Raw genomic sequence first — 25,951 nt, forward strand, 5'->3', positions numbered from 1 at the left:
ATAGGTAAACCTAGCTATACCCGCGTGTTTAGCCATTAATATTTCTTGGGTTTTATTTAACTTGAGTTTTGTTTTAATGGATAAAAGCATTAGACGCTCTCAACACTGTATTTCTTTATTGTCTAAGCTTGACACATTTTGTATAGGTTTGTAAATAGCATTTTTGAGACGATCTTTGATTTCTTTGGAGTAATTTCTCAATCCGTACAACCGACAAGAAAAGCAGTGAATAATTGCCATTAGGTCTTTTTCCTTTAATCTGAAAAAGATTGGTGAAAAACCTTCTATTTTCATCAGTTAGGTTTAAAATAAAAATCTTAATTATTTGATAATAAGCTGATGCACAGCACTCGCTGTATAACTACAAAACCTAAAATTACAGTGGTGTAAGGATCTTGCTTGTACATATTATCTAAATTAAAAGCAAAACAGTGTGAGTTATGATTTAAACAATCAAGATGTACAAATGGAAGATAGAAATAATCATAGATGGATCAGTTCATCTCCCTTTTTCCAGGGTTTACCAGAATCAGGAGTGCAAAAAGCACTTACTCACTTAGTAACCCGGACTCATCCGGCTAATCAAGTAATCTTACTAGAAAATGATTGGGGCGGTTCTGTTTACTTTATCATAGATGGTTGGGTAAAAATTCGCACTTATAATTTAGAAGGTAAGGAGGTAACACTGAATATTATTGGTAAAGGTGAATTATTTGGTGAAATGGCTGCTTTAGATCAAGTTCCTCGTTCTACGGATGTAGTTACACTTATACCTACTGTAATTGGTAGTGTGCCATCTCAGGATTTTTTGACTTTATTAAACACAGAACCAATGGCAGGTTTAAGGCTATCACAATTAATGGCTAAACGTTTACGACAAGTCAATAGAAGGTTGCGATTACGTGAATCCGATAGTCAATCACGGGTAGCAGATACTCTACTGTTTTTAGCTGAAGGTCAGGGAAAACATATACAATCAGGTACAGAAATTTCCAATTTACCCCATCGAGAATTAAGCAGTTTGAGTGGACTAACGCGGGAAACTGTTACTAGGGTACTGACAAGATTAGAAAATAAAGGTTTAATTATGAGAAATCATGATAAAGTCTTTATTCCTGATTTGTCAGCTTTAGAAAAAATGATCGTTTAGTTTGTACACTGGTTAATGCTTACTTAAGTTCCATCTACAATCTAAACTATAAAATCTTAACTTTAATACCTATGAGTATTTTTAATTCCCAATCAGAACTACCAGAGGAAAATAATACAAATACACAGGTTAATTTGATTAAAAAACCTTTACGACGTTCTCAACTTAACGTAGATGCTCCTTTACGGATGGTGGAAACAGCTTTTTTAGCTAGTACCTCCAGTTTGTTATGGTTTATTAATTTCTACTTTCCTTTTGGTCCAGTATTAAGAATTTTTTTCCCTATTCCTATTGCTTTAGTGTATTTACGATGGGGTAGACGTGCTGCTATAATGTCTGCTTTAACTACTGGACTTTTGTTATCGGTGTTAACGGGTCCTGTGAGAAGTTTATTATTTATGATTCCTTTTGCTTTGATGGGTGTATTATTGGGAGAAACTTGGTATAGGCGATCGCCTTGGTTAGTTTCTATTACTTTAAGTAGTTTGTTGGGAACGGTAGGGGTATTTTTTAGATTATGGTTTTTGTCTTTGTTATCCGGTGAAGATTTATGGATTTATTTCATTAATCAGGTAACAGAAATTACTGAATGGGTATTTCTGAAGCTACAAATTTTGGCTGTACCGGATGTTTTGATAGTTAATTTAGGTGCGATCGCTTTAATTTTCTTTAATAATCTATTATATCTGTTTGTAGTTCATTTGGCTGCATGGTTATTATTTGATCGTCTAGGAAATCCTATTCCTCGTCCTCCTCAATGGGTACAAACGATTATGAACTATGATTAATAGGTGATTGGTGATTAGGTACAATATAATTCTGGCTAATCCCGACTCCTGGAACTACCAACTCCCAACTCCCGACTCCCAACTCCTAATGATTAACATTTATACCGAAAAACAGCAAGCAGAAACCTGGCTGAAACGTTATCGCGGTAAAATACCTATATTTGTTTGTGTTTTAGGTTTTACAGAAACTTGTTTAATTCCTGGTATTTCTGCGGCTGGTTTAACTCCAGCAGATCGTCAATATACCGCTTGCGCTGATGCCGAATTTCTCTATTATGGCGCACAAACCCATCCCCGTTATCCCCTACCTCCACTAACCGCTGGTGCGTCTCCTGTGGTCATTTCTCGTGCTGTGGTGGCTAATTTACATCTACCCCTTTATATTTTTAATGCTGGTTTACCCATAATTCCATCTGTACCATGTATTGATTTAGGCGGATATCCTGCCCGTTGTATAAGTTCCGGTGCTGCAATGAATTTAAGTAATGTGAAACTGTTATTTGATCAGGGTTTATCCTGGGGTTCTCGTTTAAGTGCAGAGGTGAATCAAAGTTTAAACAAAAGTTATTTAATATTTAGTGAGTGTGTGGTGGGAGGTACAACAACTGCTTTATCTGTTTTAACAGGTTTGGGAATTGATGCGGTAGGTAAGGTGAATAGTAGTCATCCAATATGTAATCATCAACAAAAATGGGATTTAGTACAAGCTGGACTAAGTAAAACTAATTCTAATTTAGAACCTTTAGAATTAGTAGCCGCAGTGGGAGATCCTATGCAAATAGTGGTAGCAGCAATGGCGATCGCTGCTAGTCGTAATACAGGAGTATTATTAGCAGGAGGAACACAGATGATCGCTGTTTATGCTTTAATGCAGGCGATCGCTGAATTTTATGATATATCTTGGGAACCAGAACAAGTAATTATTGGTACAACTCGTTGGGTTGCAGAGGATCCCACTGGTGCTACCATTGATTTAGCCCTAAACTTAAGTAAACTAAGTAAAACAGGAGCTAAATATAGTCCACCTCTCTTAGCTACACAATTAAACTTTACTAACTCTCGTTATCCCCAACTTCAATCTTATGAACAGGGTTTTGTCAAAGAAGGAGTAGGAGCAGGAGCGGCCTGTATAGCAGCATTTCTCAGTCAAAATTGGACACAGGAACAACTATTAACTGCCATTGAATTGCAATTAGAATCACTTACATAACTATTAGTGTAAATGTGATTACCAATTTTCTGACTGCTAAATGCTGCAATTTAATACACTCTTTGTTGAAGTAACTGATCTTCTAAAGCTGCAATACGATGATAAGCCGCAGTTAATTGTGCTGTTAGCCTTTGAATTTGGATTTCTGGAGTTATTTGTTGATCTCCAATTTGATAATTAATTTCTGAATACAACACATCATTGAGTATATCCTTATGTTCCCATTTTGTACCAATAAATTCATCCTGATCAAGATCATAGAGTGGAATTTCTGGACTAGGTAAGTTATCATCTATGATATCTGGTAGACTATCTGGAACTATGACTGTATGATCAGAGGAATTAGGTAAAACCTGACTGAGTTTCATATCCAGACGTTCAATTACTGCATAGATGGCTTCAACCTTATTGCTTAAAGTGAGGATTTGTTTTTGCAATGTTTCCATTTAATACCTACATAAAAAAATATTTTCTATATGTTATTCACATTATGAACAAATTTAGCTATACTTATAGATTATTTAATTTTTGTTGTATCAGGAGAGCAAAAACAACATGCAAAAGTTAAAAAAATCTAAAAATTATCTTAATTTTCCAGATTTAAGATGAAAATTCACATCTGTCTCCTGTCACATTAAATTGAACTTTAACCCTACCAGTTGGAAATAAATGAAACGAAGGTCTTTTTTGTTGGGTATAAGTACATTAGCAATATCGCAATCTCTAATTGCGTGTGCTAACAAAAATAGAGAAATAAATATTCAGCTATTAAGAGGTTCTATACCTGGACAAATAGTGAATCAATTTAATAAAAGTATAAAGTCACAAGAGAAGCTAAAATTTATTCTTAATAGCAACATTCAAGAAATATTTAAAAAATTACAAGTTTGGCGAAATCCAAATATTAATAAACCAACGGGATGGAAGCGTTATTTACCATTACAGAACGAAGAAATAAAGACTCCAGACCCATTAGCAACCTTGGGAGATTATTGGTTACAAGCAGCAATTCGTCAGCAACTAATTCAACCATTAACAGTGGAAAAAATTCCCAATTGGGGAAATTTAGATCAAAGATGGCAAGAATTAGTAAAAAGAGATAATCAAATATGGGGTATTCCCTATCGTTGGGGCAATACAGTGATTATTTATAACCGAGAAAAATTAAAACAGATGGGAGGAGAAATAAGAGATTGGAGTGATTTATGGCGAAGTGAGTTAAAATTAAGGATATCGTTAATTGATCATCCTAGAGAAGTAATTGGTTTAGTTTTAAAAAAGTTAGGTAAATCCTATAACACAGAAAATATATCAGAAATTGCTAATTTAGAATCAGAGTTAAACAGATTAAATCAACAAGTAAAATTTTATGATTCCACCACTTACTTAGAACCATTAATTATGGGTGATACATGGGTAGCTGTAGGTTGGTTAGATGATATAACTCCTGTGCTTAATCGTTATCCAAGATTTACGGCAATTATACCAAAATCGGGAACGGCAATTTCTGCTGATGTATGGGTAAAACCAACAGGTACTAATAATAATGACGTAGTTGATCAATGGTTAGATTTTTGTTTACAACCTAATAATTCTCAAACAATTGCCTTATTAACAAAAAGTAATTCTCCCCTGGGGAATAATTTTCAACGGCAGGAAGTTCCGCAAACATTATACAATTTATTGTTAACTAATAGGGAAACTTTTGCGAAAAGTGAATTTTTATTACCTTTATCTGCAAAAGCACAACAAGAATATACAGATTTATTTATGAAGATAAAACAGTCTGACTTAACAGGTGACAAGAAGGTTAATTAACCCCAAAACAACAAAATGTTAAGCTGTTGTGCGTACAACCGCTTATGAAAGCAGGAAACGTAATCTACAAAGATTTTTGGGAAGAGGTAAACTCTGCGTAAAATTATGATGGTTTCCATCGCTATTTTCGGCTAAATTTAGTGATTTAAGTAATTTACAAATAATATTGCGCCGATTTTTGCTACAATCAAGTGACAAAAACAATCTGCTGAAAACTCTATTTTCTGATTCAATTCGTGAAAATTCAGTTTAAGAACAGGTTAATAATGGTAACATAACTAGCAGCAGAAATTAATATATAGCAGGAGTGAGCTAATGATCATGGCAGGCTACACCAACAGCAGTCAGTGATGAGAATTTTCTCTGTGCCTTCTATATCCTTTTCAATAAACTATTGACTCATATTAAGGCAAATATAAACCGTATTAGGTAATAACACGATTATGGATGTTTGTCAAGATAGTATGTAGTCAAACGAGATCAGGAAATTTATAAATATGTTATACAGCATTACGCAAATTCTAAGATTACAAAAAATACCTTATGTACGTCAATTCTTCTCCCGCTCAATTTGAGAACTTGTCCTTTAACAAAGATATTAACTCGGAAGACTTACAACTAGATCAAGAATTAATGGAACTTCCCGCTCTTACTCGTCCTTCTTTACCAGCATCTTCGGTAGATAATGGTATACATTTATCTCCGCGTCCTACTTCCTTAGCTATGCAAAAGTCAGAGGAACTACAAAAAACTTTACTAGGCCATCGTAATGAACGTCATCTAGTAATTTTACAAGATTTTCCTGATCCGGATGCTTTATCTTGTGCTTGGGCTTATCAGTTAATTTCTCAACAGTATGATATTAAGTGTGAAATCGTTTATGCAGGTACTTTAAGTCATCAAGAGAATATAGCTTTAGTTAAATTAACCAATTTACCTGCCCAACGTTGGACAATGCAATCTTTAAAAAGTAAAGATTTGTCATGTTATCATGGATTTGTTTTGATTGATAATCAAGGAACAACGTCACAATTGTTATCAGCAGTACAAAGTTATGGTGTTCCTTTACTTGTACTAGTAGATCATCATAGTATTCAAACAGAGATGAAATCTGAGTTTACAGATATTCGTCCTCATGTACGGGCTACAGCGACAATTTTCACACAATATTTACAGGCGGGATTATTATCATTAGATAGTAGTATTAATCAACATATTAAATGTGCAACGGCTTTGATGCACGGCCTACGGTCAGACACGAATAGGTTGATGCAAGCACAGGAAGAAGATTTTATGGCTGCTGCATATTTAAGTAAGTTTTATGACGCACAGTTATTAAATGCTATTTTACAAGCAAATCGTTCTAAGAGAGTGATGGATGTGATTGAGCGATCGCTAAAAAATCGTATTGTGCAAAATAACTTTTCCATAGCGGGAGTAGGATATTTAAGATATGATGATCGAGACGCGATACCACAGGCCGCAGATTTTCTTGTCACAGAGGAAAATGTACATACCGCAGTGGTTTATGGTATAGTTCATGATGAAGATGACGAATTAGAGATAGTAATAGGTTCATTGAGAACAACAAAATTAACATTAGATCCTGATGAATTTATTAAAGAAGCATTTGGACAAGATAGCGCAGGGCGGTTTTTTGGCGGAGGAAGAACGGGAGCGGGAGGGTTTGAAATTCCGATGGGGTTCTTATCTGGTGGTAATGAAAATTCAGCTTATGCGAAAATGAAATGGGAAGTATTTGATGCACAGGTTAAACAGAAATTATTGAAGTTAGTTAATCCTAAAGATAATCCCATTCAGTCGTAATTAAATTGGAGTATGGGTAAGGAAAATTGATTAAAGAGCATTATGTATGAGAAGATAGTTTTTCTGTAACCAGAATAACTTAGTTGTGAAAAGTGCTTTAAATTAGTCATCGCCGATTTTTGTCTGAACCAATTGATATTACAAGTCTACCTTGACTTCTACAGCAAGCAGTTCTCATTGGTAAAGAGTGTGTGTATGTAAAAGTAAGTGAATCTCAACCATTGTAAAAATACTTATGATTAACAATACCAAAACTTTACATGATAATAATGTAAAATCTTTAGCAGATAAGTATATTAATGAAGGATATCGCGTTGTAATTGAACCAGAAATTGATCAATTACCTTTTGAGTTAGGTAATTATCAACCAGATATTATTGCTACTAAAGATAACTTAGGTTTAGTAATTGATGTAAAAACTAACTTGAAGACAATTTCAGTAGATCGTTATCAGACCATAGCAGAGAAAATTAGGAAACATGAAGGTTGGCGTTTTTTATTAGTAACTCTTGAGGATATAGAAACAGAATCATTACCAGGAATATCAGAAAAACTACCTTCTTGGCAAGAATTAATGAACCGTCTGAGTCAAGTTGAGAGACTTATTAAGAATAATGAAGTTGAACCTGCATTTCTATTTCTTTGGAGTATTTTTGAAGGTGGATTAAGAAAACGCTCTATTGATGTATCAATTCCTGTGGAACGTTTACCATTGATAACATTATTAAAACAAATGTATTCTTTAGGAGAAATATCAATCTCTCAATTTGATATGATTGAAAGTTGTATGAAAGTAAGAAATCACATTGCTCATGGATATATTGATCAGTCAAATTTGCAAGTTTTAATTGAGTTTCAAAGTTTGGTATGTGAATTATTGGAAGAATGGAGTAGTTAATAATAAAATTACACGAATGTGCAGTAATGTGAAGTGATGCCTACAGAAATTCCAGCGATCGCAAAATTTAGGTAATAGTAACCCTTGATCACATGATGTTTAACAACATAGTTGTAAAATCCCCATCATGGTATATAATGTAAATATTCTCTATCAAACCGCTATCATTTTATGAACGTAGATATAGAATCTAATAATCAACAGTTAATGAAAAGCAAAGTAACTTTACTTAATAAAGCACAAATAGCTCTTGATGCTTTACCGACGAAAGATCAAGAAAAAGCTACTCATGTTATCAATTGCTTGGAAGAATTTCCTAATTGTGCCACAGTTGAAACCCATAAACTGAAATTTATCCCGAATTATTTTATTGCAAGAGCAGGTGTAAAATATAGAATTATTTTTCAGTTTCAAGATCAGGAAGTAACTATTTTTGATATAGTTAATCATGACCGTCTTGAAAGGTTATACAGAAACTTGAAAGTTATTCAAATGATAGATTGGTTTTGGAAAATTGATGATTTTAAAATACCTCTTTATCTCATTCTATTTTTGGTAGTGAGAATATAGAATTTTATGGCATTCTTATAATAGGTAGAGATGCTTTTTTATCTGATATTGAAAAAATTAGATTAAAATGGCGTTTAAATAAAGTTCTAGTAGATTCACGCAAAATTATTTGTATAACATTTGATCAATTAACTAGAGATATTAGAGATAGAATTTCACTATATATCAATTAGTTTATGAATCTGAATCAGAAACGGAAAGAGATATTTCCACAGATGAAATTGATTAATTATGGATTAAGTTAATATTAAAATTTACAAGTACCATAACCAGATACAATTCAATTAATATTCAACTCTATGGAACTATATTTAATTCGTCATGGTATCGCCGAAGAACCACAACCAGAACTACAAGACGAAGAACGCCATCTCACTAAACAAGGACGGGAAAAAACGCAAAAAGTAGCCCAAAAACTGCTAAAACTAGGCTTACACTTTGATGTAATTCTATCCTCTCCGCTCATCCGCGCTCAACAAACTGCCGAAATACTGATCAAAACAGGATTAAGTTCTCAACTAGAAACATCGGAACATCTCAACTTTACAGGAGATATTAATAACTGGTTACAAGACTGGTTTTTGCCCAGGAATTACCCCCTAACAACTAAATTAGCATTAGTCGGCCATGAACCCTGTTTAACTAATTGGGCAGAAATTCTCCTCTGGGGGGAAGCAAAAGAACATTTCATCCTTAAAAAAGCAGGTATGATCGGAATAAAACTACCTGATGATGGGTTTCCTGTGGGTCGTAGTCAAATGTTCTGGTTGACACCACCTAAGTACCTACTATGACAGTTTTTCGACATTTCGCATAAAATAGTTGTTAAATTAGCAACTATCATAGCCAAAGGAATCTCTAGTAAGTTAGCGTGTTCAAATATTTCTACAAGTAATTAAGCAATGGTGTAGTCATGACCGTGTGCGAATATAGGCCTGGTTTAGAAGATATTCCCGCAGCCCAATCGAGTATTAGTCATGTAGATGGGCAAAAGGGAATATTAGAGTATCGTGGGATTAGAATTGAAGAATTAGCGGAAAAAAGTACCTTTCTGGAAACTGCTTTTCTGTTAATTTGGGGTTATTTGCCTAATAGACATGAGTTAGCGGCATTTCAAAGTGAAGTTCTCAATAGTAGAAGGATTAAGTATCGCATTAGAGATATGATGAAATGCTTCCCTGAAAGCGGTCATCCTATGGATGCGTTACAAGCCTCTGCTGCTGCTTTGGGTTTATTTTATTCTCGTCGTGATCTACACAATCCTATATATATTAGGGATTCTGTAGTGCGGTTAATGGCGACTATACCCACAATGGTAGCTGCTTTTCAATTAATGAGAAAGGGCGATGATCCAGTTAAACCCAGGGATGATTTAGGTTATTCGGCTAACTTCTTGTATATGCTGAATGAAAAAGAACCCGATCCTTTAGCAGCCAGAATTTTTGATGTATGCTTGATTTTGCACGTTGAGCACAGCATGAACGCATCTACTTTTAGTGCTAGAGTCACAGCTTCCACATTAACTGATCCTTATGCAGTTGTAGCCAGTGCGGTAGGAACATTAGCAGGTCCTTTACATGGTGGTGCAAATGAAGAAGTGATCGAAATGCTGGAGAAAATTGGTTCTGTAGAAAATGTACGTCCTTTCGTGGAAGATGCTTTACACCGCAAAGCGAAGATTATGGGTTTTGGCCATCGAGTGTACAAAGTTAAAGATCCACGGGCTACTATTCTACAAAACCTAGCAGTACAGTTATTTGATAAATTTGGCTATGACAAGTATTATGAAATAGCCGTAGAACTAGAGCGGGTAATGGCGGAAAAAGTTGGTAATAAAGGAATTTATCCTAATGTTGACTTTTATTCCGGTTTGGTGTACAGAAAAATGGGCATACCCACAGATTTATTTACACCAATATTTGCGATCGCTCGTGTAGCTGGTTGGTTAGCACACTGGAAAGAACAACTAGCAGAAAACCGGATATTTAGACCTACCCAAGTATATAACGGTGAGCATGGAGTAGCCTACACTCCTATCAATCAGCGTTAAAGGATAGGTCAACAATTGTAGATTAGACAAAGGGAAACGATCCAAGCCAATAGACAGATTCACAACTGTCACAAATCACAATAAGGAGTCAGGAGTCAGGAGTTAGGAGTCAGGAGTTAGAATAAAGAATTTTCTCCCCTGCCCCCTGCACCTCGCACTCCGCACTTCCCCTAATTTGTCAATCTCAACTATAAGCAGAATTGTGAGTGAAGATGATAAGGCGTAAACCATCCAACGATATACTAAATTCAGGAATTGACCATAATTGAGACGAGAATTGACACATCATCTTGACAACTAAGAGCAGCAAACATGAATGCAGGAATTGACCTTCAAGGAACTTTTATTCAAACCTTAACGGATTTAGGCATACCCCCAGGTACAGCCAAAGCCCTATGGATGCCATTACCAATGGTCTTAATGTTAATTGGGGCAACGGTAGGGGTATTAGTCGCTACATGGCTAGAAAGGAAAATTTCCGCGGCCGTACAGCAGCGTATAGGTCCAGAATTTCAAGGACCTTTTGGTTTATTAGTGCCAGTGGCAGACGGTTTAAAATTGGTATTTAAAGAAGATATAGTACCAGCAAAAGCCGATCGCTGGTTATTTACCCTCGGTCCAATTCTTGTAGTATTACCAGTATTTCTGTCATATTTGATAGTGCCATTTGGACAAAATATTGTCATTACCAATATAGGTATGGGCGTATTTTTATGGATTTCCCTATCCAGTATTCAGCCTATTGGATTATTAATGGCAGGTTACGCTTCTAATAATAAATATTCATTATTAGGGGGTTTAAGGGCAGCAGCACAGTCCATCAGCTATGAAATACCCCTAGCATTGAGTGTATTAGCGATCGCTATGATGTCTAATAGTCTTAGCACCATAGACATAGTAAATCAACAATCCAACTTTGGCATTTTAGGCTGGAACGTTTGGAGACAACCATTAGGCTTCCTAATTTTCTGGATTGCAGCATTAGCAGAATGCGAACGTCTCCCCTTCGACTTACCAGAAGCAGAAGAAGAACTAGTAGCAGGATACCAAACCGAATACTCCGGCATGAAATTTGCCCTCTTCTATCTAAGTTCCTACGTGAACCTGGTACTTTCTGCCTTATTAGTAGCCATACTTTATCTTGGTGGTTGGCATTGTCCCATACCAATTAACCTAATTACCGATAAATTAGGATTAAGTGCTACAGATCCCATATTACAAGTAATTACTGCCGGTATCGGCATTACAATGACCGTACTTAAAGCCTACATTCTGGTATTTTTAGCGATTTTAATTCGTTGGACAGTACCTAGAGTCAGAATTGACCAACTATTAGATTTAGGTTGGAAATTCTTACTACCCGTAGGTTTAGTCAACTTGTTGTTAACAGCAGCATTCAAACTAGCTTTTCCCTCTGTATTTGGTGGGTAGAAGTCGGGAGTTGGGAGTCGGGAAAAACAATTTCCACTCCGCACTCCACACTCAGTACAACATCACACATCTAAAATTGTCAATCTTGGAAAGCAACTGGAAAACAGAAAATGCTTAAATTTCTCAAACAAGTTGGTGATTACGCCAAAGAAGCAGTACAAGCAGGACGTTATATAGGTCAAGGACTATCAGTAACCTTTGATCACATGAAAAGACGGCCTGTTACCGTTCAATATCCCTACGAAAAACTTATACCCGGTGAAAGATTTCGGGGACGCATTCACTACGAATTTGATAAATGTATCGCCTGTGAAGTGTGCGTGCGTGTTTGTCCCATTAACCTCCCCGTAGTTGACTGGGAAATGGACAAAGGTACTAAAAAGAAAAAACTCAAACATTACAGTATAGACTTCGGAGTTTGTATTTTCTGTGGTAACTGTGTGGAATATTGCCCCACAAACTGTTTATCCATGACAGAGGAGTATGAACTGGCTACCTACGATCGCCATGAACTAAACTACGATAACGTAGCATTAGGACGTTTACCCTACAAAGTCACAAACGATCCCATGGTGACACCATTGAGAGAATTAGTATATCTACCACCCGGAGTCCTGGAACCTCATGGAGTACCTGCTGATGCTCCCCGCGCTGGTTCTCGTCCCGAAGACTTAGTAGAAAAAGCCTAGTGTCAAAATTGACAATTGATAATTGACAATTATCGAATTTACAAAACATCAAAAGGATCGAAAACAGTGAATCTAGCAGCAGGAGTACAATCAGTATCATTTGGCATTCTCAGCATCATGATGATTGTGGCCGCATTAGGGGTAGTATTATCTTCTAGCATCGTTTATTCCGCCTTTTTATTAGGCGGTGTTTTCATTAGCATTGCGGGATTATACTTACTGCTAAATGGTGACTTTGTGGCCGCAGCCCAAGTCCTGATTTATGTTGGTGCAATTAACGTCTTAATTCTATTTGCCATCATGTTGGTAAATAAAAGACAAGATTTTGCACCCTTACCCAGCGCTGGAGTGCGAAAAATCTTTACAGCGATCGTTAGTTTAGGACTATTTGCCCTATTAAGCACAATGGTATTAGCTACACCTTGGGGTAATCCCACCGTTCCCTCGGCTGATCAAAACTCCATAGTGATTATCGGTGAACACTTCTTCAGCGATTTTTTACTACCCTTTGAATTAGCATCGGTTTTATTACTCATCGCTATGGTAGGCGCGATTATTTTGGCACGTCGTGAGTATATTCCCGACCAATTACCCAAGTCTGACCTACCACAAACCATCCTCACTTTACCAGAACGTCCTAAGGAACTGGTATCCAGTGGTACTAGTCAAGACTAAGCTATTAGCTGTCATCCGTCAGCAGGGGTTTAGCATTCTTCATTTGTTTCAGTTTAAAGCCCGACTAGGAATTAATTCCTGTGTCTAATAGCAAAAGTCATCTTTAATCGTTTATTAGTTTACTTCAGTAAAATGCAATCTACCAGCCTGGAAATTAATTTCCAGGCGGATTGACAAGATGAACAAACAATGCATATATAGCTTAAATTGACACCATGAAACATTGCTAAACCTGTACATCAAGGAGAAAATAAAAGTCAAAATTATTACTCCGCACTCCAGACCCACCACAGTACAATTTATTCTGTTATTCTCGCAACACACAATCATGCAACTTCAGTATTTCTTGTTACTCGCAGCCGCTTTATTCTGTATTGGTATCTATGGCTTAATTACCAGCCGTAATGCAGTGCGTGTACTCATGTCCATCGAGTTACTATTAAATGCCGTTAATATAAATTTAATGGCATTTTCCAACTTTCTTGACTCAACATTAATTAAGGGTCAAGTGTTTACAGTTTTTGTCATCACAGTGGCCGCTGCTGAAGCGGCGGTAGGGTTAGCGATCGTTCTCACCATTTATCGTAACCGTGATACCGTCGACATGGAGCAGTTTAACCTTTTGAAATGGTAAAAATGTGCAACTGAAGCAGGTAATTATTGCTTACAAAGCTAGAGATCCCCAAAGTAAAAAATGGGCAGAACTCTGTTCTAAACAGCTAGAAAGTCGCGGTTGTCAAGTTTTAATGGGACCTAGTGGTCCCAAGGATAACCCCTATCCTGTATTCTTGGCTTCCGCTAGTCAAACCATTGACTTAGCTTTAATTCTCGGTGGTGATGGTACAGTTTTAACTGGTGCTAGACAGTTAGCATCGGCTGGTATACCCATATTAGGGGTAAATGTAGGCGGACATTTGGGCTTCTTAACCGAATCCATAGAGGAATTTCAAAATCCTGAACTAGTGTGGGATCGGTTGTTAGAAGATCGTTATGCTATTCAACGGCGTATGATGTTACAAGCCGCCATTTATGAAGGTGTTGGTTCAAGCTTGGAACCTGTAACAGAAACTTTCCTGGCTTTAAATGAATTTTGCATTAAACCAGCTTCAGCCGATCGCATGATCACCTCCATTCTGGAAATGGAAATTGATGGGGAAATAGTTGATCAATATGTGGGAGATGGTTTAATTATCGCTACTCCTACCGGTTCTACGGGTTATACTGTATCTGCCAATGGTCCAATTATGCACGATGGGATGGAAGCAATTACCATTACTCCCATTTGTCCCATGAGTTTATCTAGTCGTCCTTTGGTGTTACCTCCGGGTTCAGTAGTCAATGTCTGGCCTTTAGGTGATTATGATTTAAGTACAAAATTATGGATGGATGGAGTTTTATCTACTTCCATCTGGCCAGCACATCGTGTAGATGTGAGAATGGCTGATTGTCGCGCTAAGTTTATTATATTGCGCGAAAATAATTCCTATTATCAAACATTACGGGAGAAGTTACTTTGGGCAGGTACAAGGGTTCATTACAGCAATAATCATCGTAATTGATTTATAGGAGGTTTAGCACTGCTAAACCCCTACAAATGTTAACTTATACACAGCTTTTCTGTACTACTTTGTTATTTGTAATTTGTATCTAATTACCAGTTTTTTTACTAATATTATTGATAATATAAAAGTTATTGACTATTTCTCTCTATTTGTTGTTCCCTATCTACAAATATCTATAATTTTTGATATTTGATCAATTTAGATAAATTTATATTAGTAAAATAGATGGAAATTTCTGCTTATCATCATTATCAACTCCATCCTCGTGATTTTCCCATTTTGCAAAATGATAAATATATTCTGCGTTTAGCTACAAATAGCCAAGAATTAGAGTCTATTTTTCGATTACGTTTTCAGGTTTTTAATGTGGAATTAGGTTTAGGTTTATCTGATGCTAATAATTCCCAAATGGATCAGGATAAATTTGATGATGTGTGTGATCATTTATTACTTATTTGTAAACAAACAGGGGAAACTATTGGTACTTATAGAATGCAAACTTATGCCAGGGCTGCACAATTTTTAGGTTTTGATGCGGCTGATATTTTTAGTCTTTATGGTATTCCTGATACTATTTTACAATCTTCTGTGGAAGTGGGACGTGCTTGTATAGCTAAAAAATATCGTAATAGCCATACTTTGTTATTACTTTGGCAGGGGTTAGCTAATTATTTATTGTGGACAAGAAAACAATATTTTTTCGGTTGTGCTTCTTTGTTGACTCAATGTCATCAAGAAGCTGTTTGTACTTTTAATTATTTTCGAGAACATAATTTACTTCATCCCCATATTTTAGTATGTCCTCATACACAGTATTTAATTGATATTTATAAGAATTATTCTCATGATTTTTCTATATCACTTCCTAATATTTTTCAGGCTTATTTGAGTATTGGCGCTAAGGTTTGTAGTTTACCAGCTATTGATCAGCAGTTTCAAACTATTGATTTTTTGATTATTGCTAATATTGCTGATTTTGCAAGATGGAAATATTAAAAAATCTCTGTTTGTTCCTGTTAAACAAGTTTTAGATAATTTTTTGAGATTCAAGTATTTACTTATTTCCGGCTATAAATGCAAAAAACCGTTAAATTTGATACAATTTATTCACATTACGAAAGTCAAGGAGAATCAGATGGTATTATTAAAGGGATTCGAGATTGAGATATACACTGGTACACATCAAGGCGAAATTCTAGGATTATCTGATAGAATAGTTGCAGATTTAGATGGTTTTATGCGTGAGCCAGATAGTCGTAATGTTGAGTATATAACTCCACCTTCTGTTAGTTATGAAAGTTTATTGTGTGATTTATTAACTCCTCGACGTAAGCTACGCAATTATTTACAGCGTTTGGGAAATTATACTTTAGTCCCTGGTAGCACTTTATCTTTATTGGGAAGCGATCGCTTTTACCGTTCTGATCTTACCAACCCTTATCATGATTACATTGAACAAACCTATGGGACAAAAGTAGTTACTGCTAGTGTACACATTAATGTAGGTATTAGTGATCCAGAGTTATTAATGCGTGCTTGTCGTGTAATTAGAATGGAAGCACCTTTATTTTTAGCTTTGAGTGCATCATCTCCTTTTTTAAATAGTCAGGCTACTGGTTATCACTCTACTCGCTGGGGGCTATTTCCACAAACTCCTGGGTATGTACCTTTATTTACTAGTCATGTTCATCATATTCAATGGGTGGAAGAACAGTTAGAAAAAGGCACAATGCAAAATGTTCGGCATTTATGGAGTTCGGTTCGCCCTAATGGCGATCGCCGTCCTTATGATTTAAACCGTTTAGAATTAAGAATTTGCGATTTAGTAACAGATCCTATCTCTTTACTAGCCATTACTGCTTTATTAGAAGCGCGGTTAATTCAGATTTTAGAAAATCCTCAGATTGACCCGTTAATAACCAGCAAATTTTCACCTGAAGAATTGATCAATCTAACAGATGATAATGAAAAGGCTGTAGCTAAAAATAGTTTAGATGCCCATCTCATGAAATGGGAAGATGGTAGTAGGATTATCGCTAGAGATTGGATTGAGGAACTTTATCAACAGCTATGGAGTATAACTAAACAGCAAGGTTTTAGTTGTTTTCTGTCTCCGTTACCAAAAATTCTCCGGACGGGTAATGAAGCTCAACAATGGTTACAATTACATAATGTCGGATTTGATGCCCAGCGTGTTATCACTCAAGCTATTCTGGCTACAGAAGAGCGAGAAAACGAGTTAGAAAGTAAACTGTGTTCTAGGGTATAACCTGGGGAGTGCAGATCATACTTCGTGAAGTCTCTATAAGGGTTTAGCAGCGCTAAACCCCTAGTATTTATTCTCCTGACTCCTGACTCCTGCCAAAATAGTTTAAAAAAACTAATCAATGGAAAACACTTTTGACATATTAAAAAAAACTATAGATAATTTTAATATTTTAGTAATTTTAAATACATAAATAATTTCCGTAATCCAGTAGGTAATCAGGTGTTTAAAATATAAGCTGATCAATAAAGATCATCAAAACTATCCACAAACAGATGTAAAAATCTGTTTTGTTCCCTCTTCACAAGATGAAATTATCATGCCCCAAGTTGTCTTAGTCCATCCACAAATTCCCCCAAATACCGGTAATATCGCTCGTACCTGTGCAGCCACAGGGACAGAATTACATTTAGTTGGTCCTTTAGGTTTTGAAATTAGCGATCGCTATCTTAAAAGAGCAGGTTTAGATTATTGGCCTTATGTCAAATTGCATTATCATCAATCCATAGAAGTATTTACTCAAGCATATCAACAAAGACAGGGAAGACTCTTGGGTTTTACGGTTCGTGGTAATAATAACTACATCAAGTTTCAATTTGCACCAGATGACTGGTTATTATTTGGGAGTGAAACCGCAGGACTACCCCAGGAAGTTTTATCCAGTTGTCATGAGACCCTTTATATTCCCATGTATGAACCAGGAGTCAGAAGTTTAAACCTATCCGTGAGTGTCGCAGTCAGTTTATTTGAAAGTCGTCGCCAACTGGGATATTTAGAGTGATATTTACAATAATTAACATTCACGAGGCAAAATCACAAATCAGGCATTTATAGAGATTTGCCCACAGAAAATTACGCAAAAATTGAGCTACTGAGAGAACATGGAAAAATAAAATTCAGGGTAAATACGGATGATATTCATCATCTACATATAAGAAATTTGTATAGTTCATGAGAAAATAAAAGGAAGATCAAAGATAGAATTTAGTGAATATTCACAGTAGAGAAACAGCCTAAACAAACACCTTAAAGTCTTGACAGTCAAGGGTTATGAAAATTTCGTATTGAAACAGACAATAAAAAAATGCCAAAAATGGTCATCGGGTGTACGGTTGTTTTTTGGGAAATAATTAACGTAAATTTTCCCTTTGATGAGACGGATTTGATAAAAAAATCCCGAAAATGTCTATAACAGGTTCATCGCTCAATTCACGAATCACAAAAGCTCAAAACTCATTAGCAACAAAAGACACAAAAACAAAGTATCATACTTGGTGAGTCGAGATTGCCAGAGTAACTGAGCTAGTCCTAAGCTAACAAAACTATACTTATGTTGATGAACATTGACATGAATTAGTTAAGAAAGTCGCCCACTTGATATATAATCCTACGATATCAAGTATTGAATTAAGACTATTGCTGACGCAAAAACCAAGCAATAACAGTGCTAGTCTTTTTCAAAATCACAAATAAAAGAAAAATCGCATTGGGCACTCATAGTGTAGGTCTAGGTTGGGATAAGCGCTCCCATGCTAGGTGTTGAAGTAAAAAGTAAAGTCTAGCTTTGTCTAGGTTTTATATAACAGATTTAGGCTGTGAGGAGTGAATTAGACAGGTAAAAGGTAATACCTAGTAAAAACTAGAAAATTTACCAAAATATACACACTTGTCTAAAACACCAGAAGCAAGTTAATCTTGCCTAAGTATCTCTGGTGCAGGTGATCTTGATGTATAGTTTGATGTGATCTCAAAAAAATAATATCCAACTGTAAAAACAAGATCAAAGAAACGCTAGTGATCATAGGAGGTCGTCTTTGAAACGAGCATTAAAAAAAAGAGAGAAGGCTGTGTTGAATAATACCCCCAACAGTGAAGAAGCCCCGGTAGAAGAGAAAATGAATGATACGAATGCCAAAGTGACACGCCGGACACGGACTCATCAAGCAGCTATGATCGGCTTGGCTATTTCCATGGGAGCAACCAGCCTTTTGGTGACTCGACAAAGCGATCAAGCCCAAGCAGCGGCTCCTGTTGGCAGTCAAAAAGCAGCCTCAAGCATTCCTGGTATGACTGAGACTGAAACAAAATTTGCCACCACCAAGCTGGAGTCCCAAACAGTAGTAGGAGAAAGCGTAGCCGCTAACCCTACCATAGTGGAACCAACCCAAGTTTCACAAACACCTGGGCTTGAAGCTAAATGGCAAATGACAAATAATAGTATGGCTGTAGAAGCTACTTCCACAGCAACATCAGCAAATGAAAATTCGGACTACTCCAGAACAGCAGTAGCAACCGCAACAAATAATCTTCCAGTTCAACCTGCATTACATACAGATCACCAATTGCCTCAGACAGCACAACGGGTATCTGCTTTTGAAGGTGTCACTGGTAGTAATAGCACACCTGAAGCCATACCATCTGGGGAAATACCCAGTAATACAGTTGATGCTCACCTGAAAGCGCAACAAGAATTTGCCATTAATCGCTTGCAAGAGAAATCTCAACGTTTAAAAAACAGCCTACCAGAGTTGCAGTCCCAAGGGAGGGAGAATTTAGCACTAACTCCATCAAAAACTGGTATTCAGGAAATTAAAGCCAATAATATATCGGTAAAACCTGCATCTGTAGAATCAAAAAACGTAACTGATAGTAGTCAAGAACAATTAATAAATAGGTTAAAACAGAATAAGGAACAGGCTAATCTATCCACTGTAGCACCTACAGCTAAAGTGGTAGCACAAGTGCCTGTTGCTACTTATGAAGTGAAACCTGGAGATACATTAGCAGAAATTGCTAATAATTATGGGACTTCAGTTTCAGAAATAGTTAGGTTTAATAAGCTAACTGATCCTAATGAATTGCAAATAAACCAAAAACTAATTATTCCGGGAGTAAATTCCCAGGAAAATTCGTGGCAAGGATCTAGCTCTTCTGTGAATGCTAGGGTTGTCAAGAATAATGCTGTGATAGCTAATACTAATAATAGTTTGACAGTGCCGCCGGCTTTACCTAGTGAGTCACAAGTGGTTTCTGGTAATGCCAGTGTTAGTATTCCTATTCCCACAGGAACACAGCCGCCGGAACGCCCTGATACTCCAGCAATTAGTAGTAACAGTCTCAATGTGCCAGCACCTATAAAGGAAAATCAGGTACAAGTCAGTCCAAAGGTCCCTCAATCTCAGATTTCTGCTATTATTCCCCAAGCATTACCTACTCCTGGAGAGGCAGAAGCATTACCTACTATTCCTACTATTTCTAGTGAGTCTCAAGGGGTAGGTGGTAATACACCATTACCAAGGAATGTTGCACGTCCAGAAAATAACTCACAACCTGTGCAAAGAGCGTCTAAGCCTGAAGGGAGCGATCGCCTCCGGAGTTTACAGGCTGAAATTGACAGACTACGGGATAAATACCGCACACAACAGTCTGGAAATGTAGCTGCTGTTCCTCCTGCGCTAGTAGAGGAAAATGTAGGATTACAGGAAGAAACAGGTAACACAAATGGTTGGAATGTACCCGTAGCTATTAAATCTCCTCAAGATTTAACTAGATATCAAACTGGTGCAGTACAGATTCCTGTACCTAAACCCATATTACCTAGTTATAACAATTCTGAGACGCAAAGGCCAATCAATATCAATGGTGTTCCCAAGCCTGTGAATGAACCAACTAACCCAGAGTTTTTGCCTAGTCAAGCTGCTTCTGGGTTAAATAGTGATCGTCCTGGTGGTGGTATCAAAATAGCAGTTCCTCCAGCTCGTCTTAATTCTAACGAATCTCTAGGGAAATTGCGAGGAACAACAGTATCTCCGCAAATGCCACCTTTGGCAGCAGTGGATAGATATTTGCCTCAGAACATTGATGAAAATACTAATCCTGTTCCTAGCTCATCCACATCCTATATTTGGCCAGCTAAGGGTGTATTAACATCTGGTTATGGCTGGCGTTGGGGAAGAATGCACAGAGGTATTGATATTGCTAACTCTACTGGTACTCCCATTTATGCTTCATCTAGCGGTGTGGTAGTACAGGCAGGTTGGAATAGAGGTGGTTATGGCAATGTGGTAGATATTCGCCATGCTGATGGTAGTTTAACCCGTTATGGCCATAATAGCCGGATTTTAGTGCAAGTGGGTCAACAAGTAGAACAAGGGCAACAAATTGCAGCGATGGGTAGCACTGGTTTTAGTACAGGTCCCCATAGCCATTTTGAAATTCATCCTGCTGGTAAGGGCGCAATTAATCCTATTGCTTTTTTACCAAGCCGTAAGTAATGATTTAACAACTATCAACATTATTTGCTGCTGGGAGGGGGTGTTCACCCCCTTCTTTTTTTGGGAAAAATTTCTGAAAAAAGTTCTGAAAAAATTTTGAAAATAGGAGTTGTCATGATTAAATATCTATGCTATGCTAATGGAAGTTAAGCAAAAACAAGGCTCAGTAGCTCAGTTGGTTAGAGTACGGGACTCATAAGCCTGGGGTCGTCAGTTCAAATCTGACCTGAGCCATTTTAAGTGTCAAACCTAAATATAAATTTTCCTGCCTTTAGTCATAAGCTAATGGTAGTGACTCTGTAGTATACGTCTAATTGTTTCTTATACATAGGACTTATGCAAGTGTCACACTAAAAAATCTGTTGAGTGGGTGCGTCAGATATGAACAATTTGGTTATTTACATGATTTATACTGTCTGACGTGGTTGGTGAGCTTGTCGAACCACACCCTACCAATGTGCTAGTTGCGTAAGTCCTGATACAGTCTGACGCAACCTAAGAGTATATATTTTCCCAAATGTTCAATTAATTTTGCTCAGGTACTGAAAATATTAGCTGATAAAATAAAATATTAGCTGACTGCTGTTTGTGTAGCGTGCTGTTTGGCATTGATTAATAGCTGAATACTTACATAAACTCATACCTAACTAATACCCAAAAAACTGAGTGGAAAAACTCTACTGGCTTGATCAAATTAATTTACAAGATCGCGCTTTTGTTGGTGATAAGGCTTTTTATTTAAGCAAGATCAAACAGCGTGGTTATCCCGTTGGACCTGGGTTTGTGGTATCTGGGGAAGTTTTACGGGAGTTCTTAGAAACTCTGAATAGTTCTGAGTCTTTAACTGCTGATTTACCATATTCCTCATTACATTTAGATGTGGATAATTGGCGACAATTACAGTCCGTGGCTGGATGTTTACGGGCAGAAATTATTGCGGGTTCTCTCTCATCTGAGTGGATAAGTCGCATTTTTGATGCTGCTAGACAATGGCAAGGGAATAATTTAATCTTACGTCCTAGTGTGATGTTACCCAATTCTGCCCAGGTAGTAAACAATCTTTCTGGTTTGTTAGATGCAGTATTTTGTGCTTGTAATGAAGATGCAATTGTTGAAGGTTTAAAATTAATTTGGTGTCAATTATTTCGGGCTAAAAGTTTATTATATTGGCAAAATGAAGGGATTAATTTACAGAATATAAATTTGGGTGTTTTGATTCAACCTGTGCATAATGCGATCGCTTCTGGTGTATTTTATGGTTATCCTTTAAAATGGGAAATTACTGCTACCCATGGGTTAGGAATAGCTATCAAAAATGGTGATGTTTTACCAGATATTTATTACATAGATGCAGAAAATTCTACTGTTATAGAACAGCAGTTAGGTAATAAAATGCTGGCTTATGATTTTGATAATTACAGTAATATAAGTGAACAGATGTTTCCTAAAAAATTATTAGATGTTGAACATAATTTACGTTTAAATATTCTTGATGAAAGTCAGCAAAAACAATATGCTTTATCTCCACAATATTTACAAGATTTAATTAATTTAGGTAAACAGTTAGTTAATGAATTTGGCGATCATATATGTTTTAATTGGACAATTAAGGAAGATAAAAATGCTGGTATTGATATTACTAATGTAATTTTTCCTAAACCTTCGTTAGTTAATTTAAACTGTGTTCAAGGTATGGGAGCAGCAAGGGGTAAAATAACAGCAAATGCTTATATTATTAATTCTTTAGACAAGCCAGAAAAAATTCCTCCAGGTGTAATTATTGTTGCTTCTATTATTACTCCTGACTGGTTTTCTTTGTTAACTGGGGCGATGGGAATTATTACTGAACAAGGTGGTTTAACTAGTCATGGAGCAATTTTAGCACGGGAGTTAGGCATTCCCGCAGTAGTTAGCGCTGGTGATGCTACTAGTATTTTTAAAAGTGGTGAAAAGTTGTTTTTAGATGGCGATCGCGGTGAAGTATATCGTTTAAATGATGATGAACAAAAATTTTCTGATCAGGTTTTAGAGGCAAAAATAAACCCAGAAAAATCTCCTGTGTCCGTGGTAAAGATGCAGAATATTTTGCCAAGTATTGGCACTAAATTGTTAGTGAATCTTAGTCAATCAAAATTAATAGAAGAAGTACAAAATCTACCTGTTGACGGTGTGGGTTTATTGCGTTCAGAGTTGATGATTTTGAATATTTTACAAGGTAATTTAAAAGGTAAAAGTTTGGAGAAATGTTTATTAGAGGGTAAAAAAGACGAATTATTAAATGCTTGGTATAAACAAATCTTATTATTTGCGCGAGGTTTTGCACCTCGACCTATTTTTTATCGTTCTTTAGATGCACAAAGTTCTGATTTAAGCAGTGCAATTTTTGGAGAAAGGGGTGTATTTAATTATTTCCAAAATCCTGCTATTTTTGAGTTAGAATTACAAGCATTAGCAATGGTGCAAAATGCTGGTTATAAAAATATTCGTTTGATTTTACCTTTTGTGCGATCTGTGGAAGAGTTTATATTTTGTCGTGATCAGGTAATAGCAGCAGGATTAAAAAAAGTGCGCGGGTTTGAATTATGGATCATGGCGGAAGTTCCTAGTGTTTTATTTCTCTTACCTGAATATATTAAAGCTGGTGTTCAAGGTATTTCTATTGGTACTAATGATTTAAGTCAATTATTGTTAGGAGTAGATCGGGAAAATGGCAAATTAAATAATATCTTAGATCAGGGTTATGATGTTTTGATGCAAGCTATTTTTCAATTAATTACAATGTCTCAAGATGGTGGTATTCCTTGTAATATTTGTGGTCAAGCTCCGGTTTTATATCCAGAAATGATTGATAAGTTAATAGCATGGGGAATTACTTCTATTTCTGTGGAACCCGAAGCTGTGGAAAGAGTTTATCAGGCGATCGCACGTGCGGAACAAAGGTTAATTTTAGCAGCAGCAAGAGAACAATTACTTCTTAGATCCCGGACTTCTTAAAGAAGTCCGGGATCTGATTGAGTTATTATCTATCTACAGAACCCATGATCACATCAATACTACCCAAAATAACTACAATATCTGCTACCTTCATTCCTCTTAATAAATGAGGCAGAATTTGTAAGTTATTAAAATCAGCAGGACGAATTTTCCAGCGCCAAGGGAAGACATTATTATCTCCTACTAAATAAATACCTAATTCCCCTTTTCCACTTTCTACACGAGAATATATTTCTCCTTTGGGAATTTTAAAAGTAGGTGCAACTTTTTTTGCTACAAATTGATAATCAAAAGCGTCCCATTCTGATTTAGGTCCAGCCATTAATCGCTTTGCTTCTAAATTTTCGTAGGGTCCACCTGGTAGGCCAGCGATCGCTTGACGAATAATTTTTACAGATTCCCGCATTTCTCGCATCCGTACCATGTAACGAGCGAGACAATCGCCTGCCGTTTCCCATTGTACATCCCAGTCGAAATCATCGTAACATTCGTAATGGTCAACTTTTCGTAAATCCCATTTCACACCAGAAGCGCGTAACATTGGACCAGATAAACCCCAGTTAATTGCTTCATTACGAGTAATTGTACCAATACCTTCAATTCGACGGCGGAAAATGGGGTTATTTGTTACTAAGCGTTCATATTCATCTACTTTAGGGATGAAATAATCGCAAAATTCCAAACATTTATCAACCCAACCGTAGGGTAAGTCAGCGGCCACACCACCCACACGGAAATAGTTATTATTTACCATGCGGTAGCCAGTAGCAGCTTCCCATAAATCATAGATCATTTCCCGTTCACGGAATTGATAAAAGAAGGGAGTTTGTGCGCCTACGTCAGCTAAAAATGGACCAAACCATAATAAGTGATTAGCAATACGGTTAAGTTCCAACATAATCACGCGAATGTAGCTGGCGCGTTTAGGAACAGTGATACCCGCTAATTTTTCAGGTGCGTTAACTGTAACTGCTTCATTAAACATCCCTGCCGCGTAGTCCCAACGGCTAACGTAGGGTACATACATGACAGTGGAACGGTTTTCGGCGATTTTTTCCATTCCTCGGTGTAAATAACCGATAACTGGTTCACAGTCAACCACATCCTCCCCATCTAAAGTCATAATTAACCGTAAAACCCCGTGCATGGATGGGTGATGAGGTCCCATATTTAGCACCATTGGTTCAGTGCGGGTTTCTATTCTACTCATTTATTTTGGTCTTCTCCCGTTATTAAGTCTTTAAATTGAACCATAAAGATGCTAACAAGATACAATATACCGCATCTGCTAAACTTCCACTGGTTGAGGATAGCAGGTTTGCAGTTGTACTTGATGTGTTTCAGGAATTACGCAAGAATAAGGTTTTGAGTTACATCCTGGGTAAGTCCTAATTTTCGTCTAGCTTCTTCAATTATTATAGGGATCTAGTGATAAGGAATTGCGACTCTAGCGTTTTTCATTTCTTTTGAGTTTTAGTAGAGGGAAATTTTTCAGCGATAGTATTGTTTATATCTAAGTTTTGTTAAGGTTTGGGTGATTTTGCTGGTTTTACGATATATTTATTTTATGGTTAGCCTAATTAATTTTTATGGTTCACGCAGAGCCGCAGAGTCGCAGAGTTAGAGAAGCAAGAGTTTTTATTATGAATTATTTACAGGTTTATATTCAAGAAGTTAGTCAAATTTATCAACAACAAAATGCTACGGAACATACATATCGTCCAGCATTGAAAAAATTAATGGAATCTT

23 protein-coding genes and 1 tRNA gene are annotated in these 25,951 nt (G+C 36.6%); 21 read left to right on the forward strand and 3 right to left on the reverse strand.

Annotated elements, in window-relative coordinates:
* Positions 1-90: helix-turn-helix domain-containing protein (locus H6F32_RS17820; protein ID WP_162502001.1), on the reverse strand; the 90-nt coding region annotated here is incomplete at its 3' end.
* Between the two features lie 376 nt (positions 91-466).
* Here H6F32_RS17820 and H6F32_RS17825 point away from each other — a divergent pair.
* The 3 genes from H6F32_RS17825 (at position 467) to cobT (ending at position 3,148) form a co-directional block, all read left to right on the forward strand.
* Positions 467-1,150, forward strand: a complete 684-nt coding sequence (locus tag H6F32_RS17825) for a Crp/Fnr family transcriptional regulator (protein ID WP_190370659.1) — start codon at positions 467-469, stop codon at positions 1,148-1,150.
* Positions 1,151-1,221: 71 nt separating this feature from the next.
* Positions 1,222-1,938 carry a DUF2232 domain-containing protein gene (locus H6F32_RS17830; protein WP_190370639.1) on the forward strand — a complete coding sequence of 239 codons (717 nt, stop codon included), beginning with the start codon at positions 1,222-1,224 and terminating at the stop codon, positions 1,936-1,938.
* A gap of 88 nt (positions 1,939-2,026) precedes the next feature.
* Complete coding sequence (cobT, locus tag H6F32_RS17835; RefSeq protein WP_190370640.1) at positions 2,027-3,148, forward strand: nicotinate mononucleotide-dependent phosphoribosyltransferase CobT; 1,122 nt, start codon at positions 2,027-2,029, stop codon at positions 3,146-3,148.
* Between the two features lie 50 nt (positions 3,149-3,198).
* Here the strand turns inward: cobT and H6F32_RS17840 are convergent, their stop codons facing one another.
* Positions 3,199-3,594 carry a hypothetical protein gene (locus H6F32_RS17840; protein WP_190370641.1) on the reverse strand — a complete coding sequence of 132 codons (396 nt, stop codon included), beginning with the start codon at positions 3,592-3,594 and terminating at the stop codon, positions 3,199-3,201.
* 223 nt (positions 3,595-3,817) lie between these two features.
* Here H6F32_RS17840 and H6F32_RS17845 point away from each other — a divergent pair, with 223 nt between their 5' ends.
* From H6F32_RS17845 to H6F32_RS17925, 18 genes are all read left to right on the forward strand, one after another.
* Entirely contained in the window at positions 3,818-4,966 is a 1,149-nt protein-coding gene (locus H6F32_RS17845) for an extracellular solute-binding protein (protein ID WP_190370642.1), read from the forward strand.
* Positions 4,967-5,509: 543 nt separating this feature from the next.
* Positions 5,510-6,793, forward strand: coding sequence for a bifunctional oligoribonuclease/PAP phosphatase NrnA (locus tag H6F32_RS17850; RefSeq protein WP_190370643.1), 1,284 nt, complete (start codon positions 5,510-5,512; stop codon positions 6,791-6,793).
* A 235-nt stretch (positions 6,794-7,028) separates the two neighbouring features.
* Positions 7,029-7,691 (forward strand): hypothetical protein, encoded by a 663-nt coding sequence (locus H6F32_RS17855; RefSeq protein WP_190370644.1) that lies wholly within the window; start codon positions 7,029-7,031, stop codon positions 7,689-7,691.
* 171 nt (positions 7,692-7,862) lie between these two features.
* Positions 7,863-8,261, forward strand: a complete 399-nt coding sequence (locus tag H6F32_RS20695) for a type II toxin-antitoxin system RelE/ParE family toxin (RefSeq protein WP_242031173.1) — start codon at positions 7,863-7,865, stop codon at positions 8,259-8,261.
* Positions 8,262-8,281: 20 nt separating this feature from the next.
* Positions 8,282-8,434, forward strand: coding sequence for a hypothetical protein (locus H6F32_RS20700; RefSeq protein WP_313926667.1), 153 nt, complete (start codon positions 8,282-8,284; stop codon positions 8,432-8,434).
* A gap of 126 nt (positions 8,435-8,560) precedes the next feature.
* Positions 8,561-9,055: a phosphohistidine phosphatase SixA gene (sixA, locus tag H6F32_RS17865; protein WP_190370645.1), complete on the forward strand. Its 495-nt coding sequence runs from the start codon at positions 8,561-8,563 to the stop codon at positions 9,053-9,055.
* Between the two features lie 119 nt (positions 9,056-9,174).
* The gene (locus H6F32_RS17870; protein WP_190370646.1) at positions 9,175-10,311 is read left to right on the forward strand and encodes a citrate synthase; all 1,137 of its coding nucleotides are present in this window, start codon (positions 9,175-9,177) and stop codon (positions 10,309-10,311) included.
* Positions 10,312-10,623: 312 nt separating this feature from the next.
* A complete protein-coding gene (nuoH, locus tag H6F32_RS17875; protein WP_190370647.1) occupies positions 10,624-11,742 on the forward strand; it encodes an NADH-quinone oxidoreductase subunit NuoH in 1,119 nt (372 codons plus the stop codon).
* A gap of 110 nt (positions 11,743-11,852) precedes the next feature.
* The gene (ndhI, locus tag H6F32_RS17880; protein ID WP_190370648.1) at positions 11,853-12,431 is read left to right on the forward strand and encodes an NAD(P)H-quinone oxidoreductase subunit I; all 579 of its coding nucleotides are present in this window, start codon (positions 11,853-11,855) and stop codon (positions 12,429-12,431) included.
* 66 nt (positions 12,432-12,497) lie between these two features.
* Positions 12,498-13,106 carry an NADH-quinone oxidoreductase subunit J gene (locus H6F32_RS17885; protein ID WP_190370649.1) on the forward strand — a complete coding sequence of 203 codons (609 nt, stop codon included), beginning with the start codon at positions 12,498-12,500 and terminating at the stop codon, positions 13,104-13,106.
* 328 nt (positions 13,107-13,434) lie between these two features.
* Positions 13,435-13,740, forward strand: a complete 306-nt coding sequence (gene nuoK, locus H6F32_RS17890; RefSeq protein ID WP_190370650.1) for an NADH-quinone oxidoreductase subunit NuoK — start codon at positions 13,435-13,437, stop codon at positions 13,738-13,740.
* Positions 13,741-13,744: 4 nt separating this feature from the next.
* Positions 13,745-14,665 carry an NAD(+) kinase gene (locus H6F32_RS17895; RefSeq protein WP_190370651.1) on the forward strand — a complete coding sequence of 307 codons (921 nt, stop codon included), beginning with the start codon at positions 13,745-13,747 and terminating at the stop codon, positions 14,663-14,665.
* Between the two features lie 228 nt (positions 14,666-14,893).
* Positions 14,894-15,664 (forward strand): GNAT family N-acetyltransferase, encoded by a 771-nt coding sequence (locus H6F32_RS17900; RefSeq protein WP_190370652.1) that lies wholly within the window; start codon positions 14,894-14,896, stop codon positions 15,662-15,664.
* 139 nt (positions 15,665-15,803) lie between these two features.
* Positions 15,804-16,937, forward strand: coding sequence for a glutamate--cysteine ligase (gene gshA, locus H6F32_RS17905; RefSeq protein WP_190370653.1), 1,134 nt, complete (start codon positions 15,804-15,806; stop codon positions 16,935-16,937).
* A gap of 316 nt (positions 16,938-17,253) precedes the next feature.
* The gene (gene trmL / locus H6F32_RS17910; RefSeq protein ID WP_190370654.1) at positions 17,254-17,715 is read left to right on the forward strand and encodes a tRNA (uridine(34)/cytosine(34)/5-carboxymethylaminomethyluridine(34)-2'-O)-methyltransferase TrmL; all 462 of its coding nucleotides are present in this window, start codon (positions 17,254-17,256) and stop codon (positions 17,713-17,715) included.
* 1,033 nt (positions 17,716-18,748) lie between these two features.
* Entirely contained in the window at positions 18,749-21,208 is a 2,460-nt protein-coding gene (locus H6F32_RS17915; RefSeq protein WP_190370655.1) for a peptidoglycan DD-metalloendopeptidase family protein, read from the forward strand.
* Between the two features lie 160 nt (positions 21,209-21,368).
* Positions 21,369-21,442: transfer RNA gene (locus H6F32_RS17920), tRNA-Met, on the forward strand.
* A 432-nt stretch (positions 21,443-21,874) separates the two neighbouring features.
* Entirely contained in the window at positions 21,875-24,202 is a 2,328-nt protein-coding gene (locus H6F32_RS17925) for a putative PEP-binding protein (protein ID WP_190370656.1), read from the forward strand.
* A gap of 25 nt (positions 24,203-24,227) precedes the next feature.
* Here the strand turns inward: H6F32_RS17925 and H6F32_RS17930 are convergent, their stop codons facing one another.
* The gene (locus H6F32_RS17930; RefSeq protein WP_190370657.1) at positions 24,228-25,412 is read right to left on the reverse strand and encodes an NAD(P)H-quinone oxidoreductase subunit H; all 1,185 of its coding nucleotides are present in this window, start codon (positions 25,410-25,412) and stop codon (positions 24,228-24,230) included.
* Between the last annotated feature and the right edge of the window lie 539 nt (positions 25,413-25,951).

The sequence above is a fragment of the Anabaena sp. FACHB-1237 genome, assembly GCF_014696225.1.
Taxonomy (GTDB): domain Bacteria; phylum Cyanobacteriota; class Cyanobacteriia; order Cyanobacteriales; family Nostocaceae; genus FACHB-1237.